The following is a 13975-nucleotide window of genomic DNA, read 5'->3' on the forward strand; positions in this document are numbered from 1 at the left end:
GTACACGCCAATTTTTACCAACACCCCAAATGTAGGGTGCGTACCACGCACCAAACCATTCAAATAGTTGAAATTTAGGTGCGTAATACACACCCTACATGAATTTTGTCGTGTACTGTAAGGCAGCCTGAAACCAAGTCCAGCGAAACCAAAACTCCATTTCCCCTCTAATTAAATCCATGATGAAATTAATCCAAAAATGGCAAATCCAATTGATTTTTCTGTTAATTTTCTGTTTTTGCACCTATTTTGCCACAGGCTACGGTTTTCATTACCGTGATACGCTGACCGACAAATTTTGGGGCATTTTCGGCACATTTTGCCTACTGTTGGCGTGGGCGAGCGTGTCGCCGCGTGGCGCAAGTGTGGCGTTTAAAATTTTCCTTTTTACTACAATGATTTATTTTCCTGTCGCGTGGTTATACGGTGCGCCCAGTTTCAAATTAATGGGCGGCGCATTGGAAGCAGACATGGCGGAAGTGGGCGAATTTGTGCATTTTGTGCCGAAATATGTGTGGTTGTTGCAGGCTGCCTACACGATTTTTGCCTTGTTTTTATGGCGAATTTTGCCGCCGAATGTGTTTGTGCAAGCGAGACATTGGGCAATCAAATGGCGTGTGGCGTTGGCTGGTTTCGCTTTGTTGGCGTTGTTGTCGCCGATATTGGGAAATAATCATAAAAATAATATGATTAATCAATATGATAAGAAAATCACGCCTGTGGTTTTAGTGGGTTTTTATGCGGATTTGTTTGCCGCGCCCCATGCGTATTGGCAACAAAAAAATCAATTATTACAACAAGCCACACAGCCTGCACATTGGCAAATCCAAGCCGTTGAACCCAAATACAAAAATCATATTTTGGTGGTGGGCGAAAGCGCGCGTAAAGATTATTTACACGCCTACGGTTTTCCATTGGAAAATACACCTTTTTTAAGCAAAAGTAAGGGTTTATTGATTGATGGCTACATTTCCACCGCCGAATTTACCATGTTGTCTTTGCCGAAAACCTTGAGTTTGTCGCAACAAAGTCATCACAATATTGTGTCTTTGGCGAAACAGGCGGGTTTTCAGACGGCGTGGTTGTCCAATCAAGGCATGTTGGGCGTGTTTGCCAATGAAGTGTCCAGTTATGCGAAACGCAGCGATGTGGTGTTTTTCGCGCCGCGCCACGATGGGCAGCCTGCGCCCGATAGTGCGTTGTTGCCCGAGTTGGAAAAAGTATTGTTAAAACAGAGTGATAAACCGCGTTTGATAGTGTTGCATATTATGGGTTCGCACCATGATTTTTGTCAGCGTTTGGACAATGGCGTGCAATTTGATTACCAAAGCAAAAATTTGTCCTGTTACGCCAGTACAATTAAAGAGACCGATGATTTGTTGCGCAATGTAGTAGAAATCCTGAAAAAACAAGGGGAAAGCTATTCGCTGGTGTATTTTTCCGACCATGGCTTGAAACACACGGGCGTGGGTACACCTGAATTGACTTTGCGACATGGTGGCGACACTTATCAAAGTTTTGAAGTGCCGTTGGCAAAAATTTCGTCTGACGACACCGAACACAAAATCATCAAAACGCAAAGAACGGCGTTTAATTTCCTGAAAGGTTTTGCCCAATGGACGGGCATACGCACACCCGAATTGCATGAAAATGGTTACGATTTTTGGGGCGAACAAGCCGATTTACCCAATCAAAATAATAATTTACAACAAGTGAATCAGATGAAACAAGATGGTTTGATTCAAGATTAAGATGGTTTGTGTTGGTCAGGGCGGATTTTGTATCCGCTCTTTTTGTTTTTGCTTGTTTTGGGTTTTTCAGGCAGCCTGAAAAAGGGTTTACGCTAAATATTTTACATTTGTCAAAAAATAATCCATAACTGGATTGGCTAATTTTTTGACAATTTTTTATAATTTATTGAGAATAATCAAATTTTATTTATTGATTAAGTTTGTAATCCGAAGTAATATTTTACCCAATTTCACAAATAAATTTTACATTTGTCAAAAATTATTTTAACAGTCATCAAATGGAGCGTATCAACATGAAGAGAAGCAAATTAATTGACCACACCCTATTAGCCCCCACCGCTACTGCCACCGATATTGAAAAATTGTGTGCCGAAGCAGTGGAATACGATTTCTGTTCGGTGTGCGTAAACCCGACTTGGGTAGCGTTGGCAAAAGAAAAATTGGCGGGTTCGGACGTGAAAGTTTGCACCGTCATCGGTTTTCCATTGGGGGCGAATACCAGCCAAATCAAAGCATTGGAAACCGAACAAGCCATCACCAACGGTGCAGATGAAATTGATATGGTCATGAACATCGGTTTTGCCAAAATGGGCGATTGGCACGCGGTCGCGCAAGACATGGCGGCAGTGGTTCAGGCTGCCTCTGGCAAGGCTTTGGTGAAAGTGATTTTGGAAACTTGTTTGCTGACAGACGATGAAATCCGCCACGCTTGCCAAGTTGCCGTTCAAGCGGGTGCGGATTTTGTCAAAACATCAACAGGTTTTTCCAAAGGTGGCGCAACGGTGGAAGCCGTGCGTTTGATGCGCGAAACGGTGGGCGAAAACATCGGCGTGAAAGCGTCAGGTGGCGTGCGTTCACAAGCGGATTTGGAAAACATGGTCATGGCGGGCGCAAACCGCATTGGTGCATCGGCTGGCGTGGTATTATTGGGCAAAACGCAACAGGAGAATAATCATGTTTATTAAAACCAATGTCAAACAATTGTCAGATGGTTATCTTGACCGAACTCCTTGGTTTCAATACATTTTATTGTCTATTTGTTTCCCGATGTGGGGCATGGCGGCAAGTTTGAACGATGTGTTGATTAGCCAATTTAAAGCTTTGTTTACTTTGTCGGATTTTGCATCGGCATTTGTACAAAGTGCGTTTTATGGCGGTTATTTTTTGATTGCGATTCCTGCTAGTCGCGTGATTCGCCGTTTCAGTTACAAAACCAGTATCTTGATTGGTTTGGTTTGTTATATTGCAGGCTGCCTGATGTTTTTTCCAGCTTCGCACATGGCAACTTATGGTATGTTCTTGTTTGCCTTGTTTTCCATTGCGATTGGTTTGTCGTTTTTGGAAACATCGTGTAACACTTATTCGTCCATGATTGGTCCAAAAGAGGGAGCGACTTTGCGTTTGAATATCTCGCAAACATTTACGCCAGTTGGTTTTTTGAGCGGTATTTTATTGGGTAAATATTTGATTTTTACCGATGGCAATGCGCTGGAAAAACAAATGGACATGATGAACGAAGCACAAAAACACGATTTTGCTTTGGCTATGTTGCAACGTACTTTGCAGCCGTATCAATACATTATTATGGTTTTAATTGCGCTGTTGGTTATGGTGGCGATTACCCAATTTCCGCGTTGCAAACCTTTGGACAAAGAAGCCCACGAAACCCAAGCTACCATTGGCGAAACCATGCGCTATTTGGCGGGTAATGGTCGGTTTAAATTTGGTATTTTGGCGCAATTTGCCTATGTGGGCGTGCAAACGGCAGTGTGGTCGTTTACCATTCGTTTGGCTTTACAATTGGACGGCAGCCTGAATGAACGTGCGGCAGCCAATTATGTGATTTATGCGTTTATCGCGTTTTTCATTGGTAAATGTATTGCCAATTTCTTGATGAAACGTTACAACGAAAACCAAACTTTGATGGTGTATTGCGGTATTGGCATGGCGGCGTTACTGTATGTTATTGGCGTGAAAGACATGAGTGCGGTTTATGCAGCCATTTTGACTTCTGCCGTGATGGGACCGGGTTGGCCAACCATTTACGCGCATTCTTTGGACGCGATTAGCGACAAACGCCACACCGAAACAGGCGGTGCCGTGATTGTGATGGCAATTATTGGCGGTGCGGTAGTGCCTTTGATTCAAGGTTTGGTATCGGATTTATTGGGTTCTATGCAATTGGCGTTTGTGGTGTCATTGTTGTGTTTTGCGATTATGTTTGCCTATTTTTGGAATGAACGCCGCATTGAATTGAGTGGGCAGAAAACTGCGTAAATCGTTTCAGGCTGCCTGAAAGTCGTAGGGTGCAACTTGTTGCACTTGTCCAAACCAATCATGGCATTTGGTGTCATCAGTTTCACCCTACTAATAATGATAATTTCCCCAAAAAAGACAGGAGTGGAAAAACCATGTATCGCATTCCCTTATCTGAAAACTTATTTACTTCGCAAAATCAAATCATTGCCCAATCGGAGCATTTTACGATTACCGCGTTTGCCTATCCACAAAACATCGCCAGTTTAAAAGTACAAAACAGTCGTGGTTTTGTAGAAATTTTGCCCTTTATGGGACAAATTTTGTGGGACGCGCAATTTGATGGACACAGTTTGCGTATGGACAATTTGTTTAGTCGTCCGCAACGTGGTTCAGAAATTATTGATACTTATGGTTGTTTTTCGTTTCATTCTGGGTTGCTGACGGGCGGTTGCCCTGCACCTGAAGACACGCACCCTTTACATGGCGAATTTCCCTGCGCCCCAATGGACAAAGCATGGTTGGAAATTGACGAAAACAGCGTACGCGTGGTGAGCGAATACGAATATGTTCGCGGTTTTGGGCATCATTATTTGGCAATACCGTCCGTTACTTTACGCGCCAACCGTCCGCGTTTTGACATTGGTATGAAAGTGAAAAATCTGTCAGCCTATCAAGCCATGCCCTTATTGTATATGTGCCACATGAATTATGCTTATGTGGAACAAGGGGTTATGCGGCAAAATATTCCCGATAATGCGTTCCAATTGCGCCGCACCGTGCCCGCACACGTTAAACCGACCCCAGCATGGCAAGCGTTTAACGATGAAATTTTAAGCGGTAAAGTGGACGGTAGCGTGCTGAACCGTCCCGATTGTTACGACCCTGAAATCGTGTATTTTGCTGACAATTTGGCGCAATATGGTGAAGATTTGGAATTTGAATTGCATAATCCTGCGACCAATACGACATTTAGCACGCGTTTTTCCAGCGCGGAATTTCCACACGCCACGCGTTGGATTTTAAATAATCCCGACCAAAAAGTTGCTGCGTTTGTGTTGCCAGCAACGGCACGACCAGAAGGTTATTTGGCGGCAGAAAAAGCAGGAACGGTGCAATGGTTGCAACCGAATGAAGAAAAATCATTTACCGTGAATACGGGGATTAAAGACGCTTAAATTGATTTTCAGGCAGCTTTTGATATTGCCACGAATTCGTTCCCTCTCCTAGTGGGAGAGGGTTAGGGAGAGGGTAAAACTGGTGATACTCAACGATTTTTCCCTCTCCCCAGCCCTCTCCCACAGGAGAGGGAGTGAAATGGCTGGTACGATAATGATTTCTAGCAAAATGGTTATTTTTTGTCATGTACTTTCAGGCAGCCTGAAAAAAATTCAATCAAAAATTTGGAGAATAAAATCATGGATATTGCTGTAATTGGTTCAAACATGGTGGACTTAATCGCCTACATCAACCGCATGCCTGCCGAAGGCGAAACCATTGAAGCCCCCGATTTCAAAATGGGTTGCGGTGGCAAAGGCGCAAACCAAGCTATCGCCGCCGCCAAATTGGGCGCAGAAGTGTTGATGCTCACGCGCGTGGGCAACGATATTTTTGCCGACAACACGATTGAAAATTTCCGTCAAAACGGCATTGACACGCGCTATATTTTCAAAAGCGATGCGTCCAGTGGTGTTGCGCCGATTTTCGTAGATCCCGAGTCGCGCAATTCCATTATCATTGTCAAAGGCGCAAACAAATTGTTAAGCCCTGCCGACATTGAAACCGCCGCCGAAGACATTAAAAAATGCAAACTGATTGTTTTACAATTGGAAATTCCAACCGAAACGGTTTACGCTGCCGTGAAATTTGGCGAAAAACATGGCATTCCTGTATTGCTCAATCCTGCACCCGCGCAACCTGATTTGGTGTTGGAACACGTCAAATCCTGCGAATTTATTGTGCCAAATGAAACCGAGTTGTCGCTTTTAACAGGTATGCCTGTGGACAATGAAGACGATATTCGCAATGCCGCCGCCGCATTACATCAGGCTGGTGTGAAAAATGTGATTGTTACTTTGGGCAGCAAAGGCGCGTTGTGGTTGAACCAAAATGGCGAAGAACAAATGTTCCCATCACACAAAGTCAATGCGCGTGATACAACTGGCGCGGGCGATGCGTTTATTGGTTGTTTTTCACATGTTTATGTGAAAACAGGCGACATCGCACAAGCCATCAAAACCGCCAATTTCTACGCTGGCGATTCGGTAACGCGTTTGGGTACGCAAAGTTCGTATCATGACCGCGCTGAATTTGTGGCGGATTATCCTGAACAGGCGGATTTTGTTTAAAATATTCAGGTAGCCTGAAAAATGTAGGGTGCACTGTGTACACCAAATTTACACAAAATCAAATATTTGTGATTGGATTGGGTGCACACGGCACACCCTACTACGCATTCTCTCAAAAAATTCCCAAAAAAATGATGATGGACACCCCACGCTCTACACTCAAACCGCGTGATATTCAAGCCATTGACGTGGTTAAACTTTATTATCAAGAAGGCAAATCACAACAAGAAATTGCCACGCTCATGGGTTTGTCGCGCCCCACCGTTGCCAAGCTGATGCAATACGCCAGCGAACGCGGTTTTTTGGAAATCCGCATCAACGACCCACGCGACCACCACAGCACGCTTGCCGAGCAAATCAAGCAGCACTTTGGTTTGAGTGCGGTACAACTCGTCCCCAATCCCATGCAAGATGATTACGCCCATTTGTTGCAAGAGATTGGACAAGCGGGTGCGCGTATGTTGGAACAAATCGTCAATGATGGCGACACCATTGCGATAGAGTGGAGCAGCAGTATTCAAGCGATGGCACAAGCCCTAAAACCGCAATCGCGCAAACAAGTGAAAGTGGTGCAATTACGCGGCAGCGACACGCAAATGCAACAAGGTTTTAATGAAGCCGAAAGCATACGTTTGGTTTGCCAAGCCTTTGACGCAATAGGGGAAACTTTGCCTTTGCCTGCCGTGTTTGATAATGTGCAAACCAAAAATCTAGTAGAACAAGAACAAAATATTCGCCGCGTGTTGGAAAGTGCGCGACAAAGTCGCATTGCCGTGTTTACGGTGGGCGCATCCAATCGGGAGAGTTTACTGTTTCGTTCGGGTTTTTTCACGGAACAGGAAATGACACAATTATTGCAACGCTCAGTGGGCAGTATTTGTGCGCGTTTTTTGGACGATAAAGGGCGGATTTGTTTGCCTGATTTGAATAATCGCACAACTGGGATTGCCTTACCCGATTTGCGCCACAAGGAGCAACGTCTGTTGATTGCGGGCGGTAAAGAGCGTGTGCAAGCAATACGCGTGGCGTTGGAATATGGTTACGCCAACCGTTTGGTAACGGACGAGCAAACAGCGCAATCTTTGTTAATCAATTGAAAAAAATATAAAAATCTTTTTCAGGCTGCCTTGTTTTTGTAAAAGGCAGCCTGAAAACATTTTTTCACTTGTTTTTTTAAATTATTTTAATTAGACTAAATCCATTTAGTCTAATCTAAACTTGTGGAGCTAAATCATGTCGCAAACCCCATTTGTCAGCCCCCCACCCGAAATCATCAACATTCACGAAGCCAAAACCCATTTATCGCGGATTGTGGAAGAAGTCAAAACCTACGGCAAACCCGTGATTATTGCCAAAGCAGGCAAACCGCAGGTGCAGATTATGCCGATTGAAGTTGCGCCTGACACACCGTCTTTATTTGGTTTTATGCAATCGGACGAGATGGCGAAATTATCACAACTCATTGATGAATTTGATGAAAAAAATCCCCATTTGATTGAGCAACTGTTTGCAGGGGAATATGATGAAACAGAATAAATATCTGCTGGATACCCATGTTTTGCTGTGGTCGGCGGACAATCGCAAGGAAAAATTTTCGTCTGAAATCATTGCTGTATTGGAAAATCGCCAACAAAATCAATTTTTTGTCAGCGCGGTAAGCATTTGGGAAATCACGCTTAAAGCCGCTTTGAACAAGCCCGATTTTCCCTACCAAGCCGAAGAAATGCTGAAAAATATGCAAAAAGTGGGCATTCATTTATTGGATATTCATATTAATCATATTCTTATGCTCAATCATGTGCCACTTATCCACAAAGACCCGTTTGACCGCTTACTGATTGCCCAAGCGCACAGCGAAAAATTGAATTTGCTGACGGCGGATACGGCAATTTTGCAGTATCAGTCTGATTTGATTGTGGATATTCGTCCGTAAATATATGGCGTAGCACCCTACAAACTGAAAATTCATCATTAATATCAATATTCAAATGAGATTATCCCATGTTTATTCGTAAACTTCATTCAACAGATAAAACACAATGGCTGGTACTGTGGCAGGAATATTTGCATTTCTATCAAACATCGCTACCTGAACACATTACCGAGCATACTTGGCAAAAATTGCTTTCCCATGAAAAAATGAACGCTTGGGGGATTTTTGATGATATGGGCAGTTTGAAAGGCTTTGCACACACCGTAGAACATCCTAATACATGGAATGTTGGGGAGTGCTTGTATTTAGAAGATTTATTTATCGCCCATGATGTACGCAGACAGGGTTTGGCGGAATATTTGATTAAGCATATTTATGAATATGCCAACACACAAAATTGCAATCGCGTGTATTGGGTTACAGCCGAAGACAATTTACCTGCAAAAGCACTCTACCAAAAATTAGCACAACAGAGTCAAATGATTCAATTTAGACATGATTTAAATCATCAATGATTTTTTATTTCCCATTATTTTAATTATTTCAAAGACAAAACCATGAAAACCCTAACCCTTTCTTTCATTTGCCAAACCCTAAACGTGGCACAACCCACTGAAAACATTGAATTTCAGCGCGTGATTACCGACAGCCGCCAAGCACAAGCTGGCGATTTGTTTGTCGCGCTGATTGGCGAAAACCACGATGCGCACGATTTTGTCTCCCAAGTTTTGGAAAAAGGCGCGTGGGCGTTGGTGTCGCGTGATGATTTGGCGGACGTTTCAGGCTGCCTGAAAGTGGACAACACCTTGACCGCATTGCAAAAAATCGCCGCAAAATGGCGCGATGAAATCAATCCCTTTGTGTTTGGCATCACGGGTTCAAGCGGCAAAACCACCGTCAAAGAAATGCTGGCGACCATTTTGCGCCACCATTTTGGCGAAAACGCGGTTTTGGCGACCGCAGGCAATTTCAACAACCACATCGGTTTACCACTTACCCTATTGAATTTACGCGAAAATCATCGTCATGCCGTGATTGAAATGGGCATGAACCATTTTGGCGAATTGGCGGAATTGACCCAAATCGCGCGTCCCAATATCGCTTTGGTAAACAATGCGATGCGGGCGCACATCGGTTGCGGATTTGATGGCGTGGACGACATTGCGCGTGCAAAAAGCGAAATTTATCAAGGATTAAGCCCTGAAAACGGCATGGCTGTGTTGCCAGCCGATGATGTGAATTTGCCGATTTTTCAGGCAGCCTGCACAAATTTGACGCAAAAAACCTTTGGTTTGCAGCAAGGCGATGTTCACGCCCAAAATATTGTTTTAAAAGCATTAAGCAGCGAATTTGATTTGGTTTATCAAAATGAAACGGTTCGCGTGGCGTTGCCTGTGGCGGGCAAACACAACATCAGCAATGCTTGCGCCGCAGCGAGTTTGGCGGTGTTGGCTGGCGTGAAATTAAGCGAAGTTGCCGCAGGTTTGGCGCATTTTGCGAACATTAAAGGACGTTTGCAGGCAAAACAGGGCAAGCGCAACAGCACGATTTTGGACGACACCTACAACGCCAACCCCGACAGTATGAAAGCCGCTTTGGACGTGTTGGCGCAGTTGCCCGCGCCACGCGTGTTTGTGATGGGCGACATGGGCGAATTGGGCGAAGACGAAGCCCCCAAAATGCACGCAGAAATCGGCACTTATGCGCGTGAATTGGGGATTGAACAGGCGTATTTTGTGGGCGATTTTTGCGCTCATGCGGCAGAAGCGTTTGGCGGAAATGGGTTGTGGTTTTCCGATAAAGACCCGTTAATTCAAGTGCTTACTCATGATTTGTCTGAAAACGCAAGCGTGCTGGTCAAAGGTTCGCGTTTTATGAAAATGGAAGAAGTTGTGGCGGAATTGCTTGCCTAAAAAAAATGAAATTGTGAAATGCACACGAAAACATGGGGTGCGTATCATGCACCAAATCAAATAGGGTGTTGGATACGCGCCCCATGTTTTTTGTTGTTTCAGGCTGCCTGAAAACCCAATCATTTGAAAATAAGGATAAATAATGAATAGAGAAGAATTAATGGATTTTTTTGAAAAGCACCGTTCCGTGCTGTATGCGATTTTGATTGCACTCGGTATGGTCTTGATTTATATGAATTGGTTGGTTTTTGTGGGGATATTTGGCGGTTTGGGCATGATGTATGCGCTCCATCGCCATTTGGACGATGACCACCCTTTGCGTGATGCGATAATGGTTGGCGCGTTGTTGGCGTGGGCGTTTTTGTGTTGGAAAGGCTTTGATTGGATTGTGAAATACGAAAGCCGCAAAGCGAAAACATTTTGCGGCAAAATTGTGGATGACGAACGCCAATCTTATCCGCGCCAACGTCCGCATTACATTTATTTACTTAAAAATCAACAAGGTCAAAGCAAATCTTTTGCAGGACACGATTATTGGGGCGATAAAAACAGCCATGTTTGCCTGAAATACATTCCGCACGAAAAAAGCGTGTTTTTTGCCGAAGATTATGTTTTAGAAAAAACAAAGGATTAGACGATGAAATTCAACCAACAATACCCTTGCCCAAATTGTCAAAAAACCTTCACGCAAGAAAAACTGCGCCCGAATCGTTTTTCAAGTAGCCTGAAATGCCCACATTGCCAACAAAAATTGCGTGGCGAATTGCCGAAAAAACATTTGTACTGGGTGTTTACGGGTTTGATGTTGATTATTTTATTGTTGATTATCAAAAATTTGTTTCCCGATTTCATCAGCAAAAGCGTGGGCGATGCGCTTTCGTTGGTGATTTTTCTGTATTGTGGCGCGTGGCACGGCTTGCAAATGGCAAACAAAACCATTTATCATAAAGCAGATGACTGATTTCAAAGGAGAAAAACATGTTGGAACCCACGATTATCCGCCAAACCGCCACCCTGACCGAATGGGATGGCAAACAAGGTTACGCCACTGCCGACAATGGCAAAACTTATCCCTTAAATATCAACAATATGGAAGGCGATATTTTCGGCAGCCTGCCTGAAAAAGGCGCGCGCGTGGAATTGTATTTGCACCAAGACGAACGTGGCGAAACCGAATTTGTAACGTGCCGCGCCATGCCTTCATTTGATAATCAAGGCGGCTTTGCCATTCCGCAACCCTACGCCAACGAGGGGCGAAAATTCTACGCCGATTACGTGAAATACAAACGCCTTTATTGGGGTATGTGTGGATTTAATGCGTGTTGTTTGGCAGGGTTCGCCTATTTGCAAGTGGCAAATCAAGCGGATTTTTTACGCTATTTGGGTGCTTTTGTGTACTTTTCGCTGCAATTACTCATCGTTGCCTACCGTTGGTGGCGGCATGCACGGCAGCCTGAAAGCCCAAAATATTGGCGTTTTAGCTTAAATCACAACAGTTTATCGTTTAATCACGAATATGCGCGTGGCGCACCGCCCAATGGCAGGATTGATTTTGCGAATATCAAACGCATTTCCCTAAAAAAATCAAAAGTTTTCCGTCATCATTATTGGTTAATTGAGTGCGGCAATCCCAAATGGCTCAAATGCAAAATCGCTTTGGACAGCCTGAACGACCACGAATTTGAACAAGCCAATCTTTTGTTAAAACAATATCTTGCTGATTATCCAGAGGTGTCATTGTGTCTGTAAACCACACGCCCCAACTTGCCGAAATTCAGGCAGCCTACGATACGGAAAACAAAGCCGTTTTGCGCCAACTGGAACGCGATTTTGCCGAACAGCGCACGCAAATTGTGTGGGCGGTTTTAAAACCCATGCCACTTCAAGCACATAGTCCAGAAGAATTGGCGAATAAATTTCGCTTTGGTGGTGTGTTTGCGTGTATTTTTGCAAGTGTGGCTTGGTGGGCTTTTGACCACTATTTCCTTGAAAATCAAATCTCTACTCAATCATCTGTATATTTTTACGGTATGTTTGTATTTTGGATTGTTTTGGGTTTATTTTTGCTGTTTTTACCAATCCAAAAAATTTATCATCATAAATACCACTATTTAGCCACTTATATCCATTTGGATTTATTGCGTGAAACGGTTACGATTGTCTCCCCAAATCAACAATATCCGACAACCTATTCATTTCACAGCCAATCCCTATTCCCAAAAAGAAAACTGCCCGCTTTCAGGCTGCCTGAAACCGAGCAAGACGAATACCGCCGTTTAACCGAAAAATTACAACGCAAAATCAGCGATTTAACAGGTTTGGTTTTTGAAGAAAAATAGGCGCGAAATCATGAAAAAACGCAATTTGTTTCAGAAAATCATGTCGTTGTTGAATATATGTTGCTTATTGTATTTGCAATATATGCTGTTTGTGCACCACCATTTGAACAGCGCAACGCCCATGCGCGATATTTCAAGGAATTTGGTGGCGTTTGTTGCGCCAATAATTTTGATGATGTGTTTGCTGTTTTGGGGCATCATAAAAATAAAAAAATCAAATGAAAACAAAATCATGGAAAACAAACCGCCATTCAATTTCCCACTCAAATTGACCGATACCATTCCACCTGAAACCATGCGCGTGATTTGGAAAATTTTGGCGGTGTGCCTGTTGGTGGGTGTGGTGGGTTTGCCGATGTTGTTTGTGGGATTTGGTTGGCTGGCGCGGTTTTTGTTTGGTTGAGTGCGGCTGTTTTTTGTGCGAAAATGGCACAATGATTGATACTTCACTACATTTTTTAGGAGAACGCCATGACAGTGATGACCAGCCGTGAATTTAACCAAAAAACCAGTCTCGCTCAAAAACACGCACAAACCGCACCTGTGATTATTACCAATCGTGGTAAACCCATGTTTGTGTTGATGAAATACGATGATTATCAGCAAAGCAAACCGTTTCGCAGCGCGTTGGAAGTATTGCAACAACTGGATTGTGCCGATGATGTGGGCAATTTTGAATGGGAATTGCCACCACGCAGTCGCGCTCAACGCAAACCCGTTGATTTTGGAGAAGAATAATGTATTTATTGGACACCAATCTCATCAGCGAAATGCGTAAAATCAAAAACGGCAAAGCGAATGCCAATGTTGTTGCGTGGTTGGCGCAACAAAATCCTGAAAATTTATATACTTGTGCGGTGGTTGCCATGGAATTGGAACGGGGGGTATTGGCAATGGAACGCAAAGACAAATGGCAGGGCATTCATTTGCGTGAATGGAAAAATGCGGTTTTAGCGGAATTGTTTGCCAACAAAATTCTGCCGATTGACGAAGAAACCGCCCAAATCTGCGCCAAACTCCACATTCCCGACCATGCGCCTGAAAACGATGCGTGGATTGCCAGTTCTGCCATTCAACACAATTTGATTTTGGTTACGCGCAATGTGGCGGATTTTGCGCGTACGGGCGTGAAATTGTTCAATCCCTTTGAATATACAGCCGAATAATCTTTCAGGCTGCCTTTCAGTACACGACAAAAAATCGGACGACCTGTTTTGGGTTTGAAAAATAGTCCAAAGTTGCCATCATCAACATGGCAGCTTTGGCAAGCTGCTCTAAACCAACACGAAAAATACCTTGCGATAAACGTTCATGAGATTTAGGCTTAATTGGATTAAGCGCATGTTGCCAACGCCCAATGACATAAGCCCAAGCCAATGTAACTGCCAGAATCGCAAACAACTTTTCCATTTTAACAGGGTCAGTCATGTGCGTG

17 protein-coding genes and 1 pseudogene are annotated in these 13975 nt (G+C 43.8%); 17 read left to right on the forward strand and 1 reads right to left on the reverse strand.

The genetic code is table 11. The annotated features are described in order from the left end of the window. Positions 1-179: 179 nt before the first annotated feature. From Q338_RS09305 to Q338_RS09390, 17 genes are all read left to right on the forward strand, one after another. A complete protein-coding gene (locus Q338_RS09305; protein ID WP_051968584.1) occupies positions 180-1751 on the forward strand; it encodes a phosphoethanolamine transferase in 1572 nt (523 codons plus the stop codon). A gap of 293 nt (positions 1752-2044) precedes the next feature. Beyond that, positions 2045-2716, forward strand: coding sequence for a deoxyribose-phosphate aldolase (gene deoC, locus Q338_RS09310; RefSeq protein ID WP_034294602.1), 672 nt, complete (start codon positions 2045-2047; stop codon positions 2714-2716). Beyond that, positions 2706-4028, forward strand: coding sequence for an L-fucose:H+ symporter permease (gene fucP / locus Q338_RS09315; protein WP_034294604.1), 1323 nt, complete (start codon positions 2706-2708; stop codon positions 4026-4028). The genes deoC and fucP overlap by 11 nt, the downstream gene beginning before the upstream one ends. A 29-nt stretch (positions 4029-4057) precedes the next feature. Continuing rightward, positions 4058-5185 carry an aldose 1-epimerase family protein gene (locus Q338_RS09320; protein WP_245946723.1) on the forward strand — a complete coding sequence of 376 codons (1128 nt, stop codon included), beginning with the start codon at positions 4058-4060 and terminating at the stop codon, positions 5183-5185. Between the two features lie 240 nt (positions 5186-5425). Further along, positions 5426-6355, forward strand: a complete 930-nt coding sequence (gene rbsK / locus Q338_RS09330; RefSeq protein ID WP_034294611.1) for a ribokinase — start codon at positions 5426-5428, stop codon at positions 6353-6355. Between the two features lie 35 nt (positions 6356-6390). Then, positions 6391-7452, forward strand: a complete 1062-nt coding sequence (locus Q338_RS09335; protein WP_211249447.1) for a sugar-binding transcriptional regulator — start codon at positions 6391-6393, stop codon at positions 7450-7452. 136 nt (positions 7453-7588) lie between these two features. Beyond that, positions 7589-7891: a type II toxin-antitoxin system Phd/YefM family antitoxin gene (locus Q338_RS09340; protein WP_034294613.1), complete on the forward strand. Its 303-nt coding sequence runs from the start codon at positions 7589-7591 to the stop codon at positions 7889-7891. Further along, on the forward strand, positions 7875-8288 hold the full coding sequence (locus Q338_RS09345) for a type II toxin-antitoxin system VapC family toxin (protein ID WP_084693583.1): 414 nt from the start codon (positions 7875-7877) through the stop codon (positions 8286-8288). Before Q338_RS09340 ends, Q338_RS09345 begins: the two co-directional genes overlap by 17 nt. Positions 8289-8356: 68 nt before the next feature. After that, the gene (locus Q338_RS09350; protein ID WP_034294615.1) at positions 8357-8803 is read left to right on the forward strand and encodes a GNAT family N-acetyltransferase; all 447 of its coding nucleotides are present in this window, start codon (positions 8357-8359) and stop codon (positions 8801-8803) included. Between the two features lie 42 nt (positions 8804-8845). Further along, positions 8846-10201 (forward strand): UDP-N-acetylmuramoyl-tripeptide--D-alanyl-D-alanine ligase, encoded by a 1356-nt coding sequence (locus tag Q338_RS09355; protein ID WP_034294616.1) that lies wholly within the window; start codon positions 8846-8848, stop codon positions 10199-10201. A 142-nt stretch (positions 10202-10343) separates the two neighbouring features. Continuing rightward, the gene (locus Q338_RS09360; protein WP_034294618.1) at positions 10344-10835 is read left to right on the forward strand and encodes a hypothetical protein; all 492 of its coding nucleotides are present in this window, start codon (positions 10344-10346) and stop codon (positions 10833-10835) included. Positions 10836-10838: 3 nt separating this feature from the next. After that, entirely contained in the window at positions 10839-11162 is a 324-nt protein-coding gene (locus tag Q338_RS09365) for a transcription initiation factor IIE subunit alpha family protein (protein WP_034294620.1), read from the forward strand. 17 nt (positions 11163-11179) lie between these two features. Further along, positions 11180-11950, forward strand: a complete 771-nt coding sequence (locus Q338_RS09370) for a hypothetical protein (RefSeq protein WP_034294621.1) — start codon at positions 11180-11182, stop codon at positions 11948-11950. Continuing rightward, positions 11941-12540 (forward strand): hypothetical protein, encoded by a 600-nt coding sequence (locus Q338_RS09375; RefSeq protein ID WP_034294622.1) that lies wholly within the window; start codon positions 11941-11943, stop codon positions 12538-12540. Before Q338_RS09370 ends, Q338_RS09375 begins: the two co-directional genes overlap by 10 nt. Positions 12541-12550: 10 nt before the next feature. After that, positions 12551-12943: a hypothetical protein gene (locus Q338_RS09380; protein WP_034294623.1), complete on the forward strand. Its 393-nt coding sequence runs from the start codon at positions 12551-12553 to the stop codon at positions 12941-12943. 68 nt (positions 12944-13011) lie between these two features. After that, complete coding sequence (locus tag Q338_RS09385) at positions 13012-13278, forward strand: type II toxin-antitoxin system Phd/YefM family antitoxin (protein ID WP_034294624.1); 267 nt, start codon at positions 13012-13014, stop codon at positions 13276-13278. Beyond that, positions 13278-13706, forward strand: coding sequence for a type II toxin-antitoxin system VapC family toxin (locus Q338_RS09390; RefSeq protein WP_034294627.1), 429 nt, complete (start codon positions 13278-13280; stop codon positions 13704-13706). The genes Q338_RS09385 and Q338_RS09390 overlap by 1 nt, the downstream gene beginning before the upstream one ends. 16 nt (positions 13707-13722) lie before the next feature. Here the strand turns inward: Q338_RS09390 and Q338_RS09395 are convergent. Then, a pseudogene (locus Q338_RS09395) lies at positions 13723-13975 on the reverse strand (hypothetical protein); the annotation flags it as partial.

The sequence above is a fragment of the Alysiella crassa DSM 2578 genome, from assembly GCF_000745955.1.
Taxonomy (GTDB): domain Bacteria; phylum Pseudomonadota; class Gammaproteobacteria; order Burkholderiales; family Neisseriaceae; genus Simonsiella; species Simonsiella crassa.

Coding starts and splice junctions, on each gene's coding strand:
- Q338_RS09385 (WP_034294624.1), top strand. CDS start 13,012: ATGACAGTGATGACCAGCCGTGAATTTAACCAAAAAACCAGTCTCGCT.
- Q338_RS09355 (WP_034294616.1), top strand. CDS start 8,846: ATGAAAACCCTAACCCTTTCTTTCATTTGCCAAACCCTAAACGTGGCA.
- Q338_RS09340 (WP_034294613.1), top strand. CDS start 7,589: ATGTCGCAAACCCCATTTGTCAGCCCCCCACCCGAAATCATCAACATT.
- Q338_RS09370 (WP_034294621.1), top strand. CDS start 11,180: ATGTTGGAACCCACGATTATCCGCCAAACCGCCACCCTGACCGAATGG.
- rbsK (WP_034294611.1), top strand. CDS start 5,426: ATGGATATTGCTGTAATTGGTTCAAACATGGTGGACTTAATCGCCTAC.
- Q338_RS09345 (WP_084693583.1), top strand. CDS start 7,875: ATGATGAAACAGAATAAATATCTGCTGGATACCCATGTTTTGCTGTGG.
- Q338_RS09365 (WP_034294620.1), top strand. CDS start 10,839: ATGAAATTCAACCAACAATACCCTTGCCCAAATTGTCAAAAAACCTTC.
- deoC (WP_034294602.1), top strand. CDS start 2,045: ATGAAGAGAAGCAAATTAATTGACCACACCCTATTAGCCCCCACCGCT.
- Q338_RS09390 (WP_034294627.1), top strand. CDS start 13,278: ATGTATTTATTGGACACCAATCTCATCAGCGAAATGCGTAAAATCAAA.
- Q338_RS09380 (WP_034294623.1), top strand. CDS start 12,551: ATGAAAAAACGCAATTTGTTTCAGAAAATCATGTCGTTGTTGAATATA.
- fucP (WP_034294604.1), top strand. CDS start 2,706: ATGTTTATTAAAACCAATGTCAAACAATTGTCAGATGGTTATCTTGAC.
- Q338_RS09350 (WP_034294615.1), top strand. CDS start 8,357: ATGTTTATTCGTAAACTTCATTCAACAGATAAAACACAATGGCTGGTA.
- Q338_RS09360 (WP_034294618.1), top strand. CDS start 10,344: ATGAATAGAGAAGAATTAATGGATTTTTTTGAAAAGCACCGTTCCGTG.
- Q338_RS09305 (WP_051968584.1), top strand. CDS start 180: ATGATGAAATTAATCCAAAAATGGCAAATCCAATTGATTTTTCTGTTA.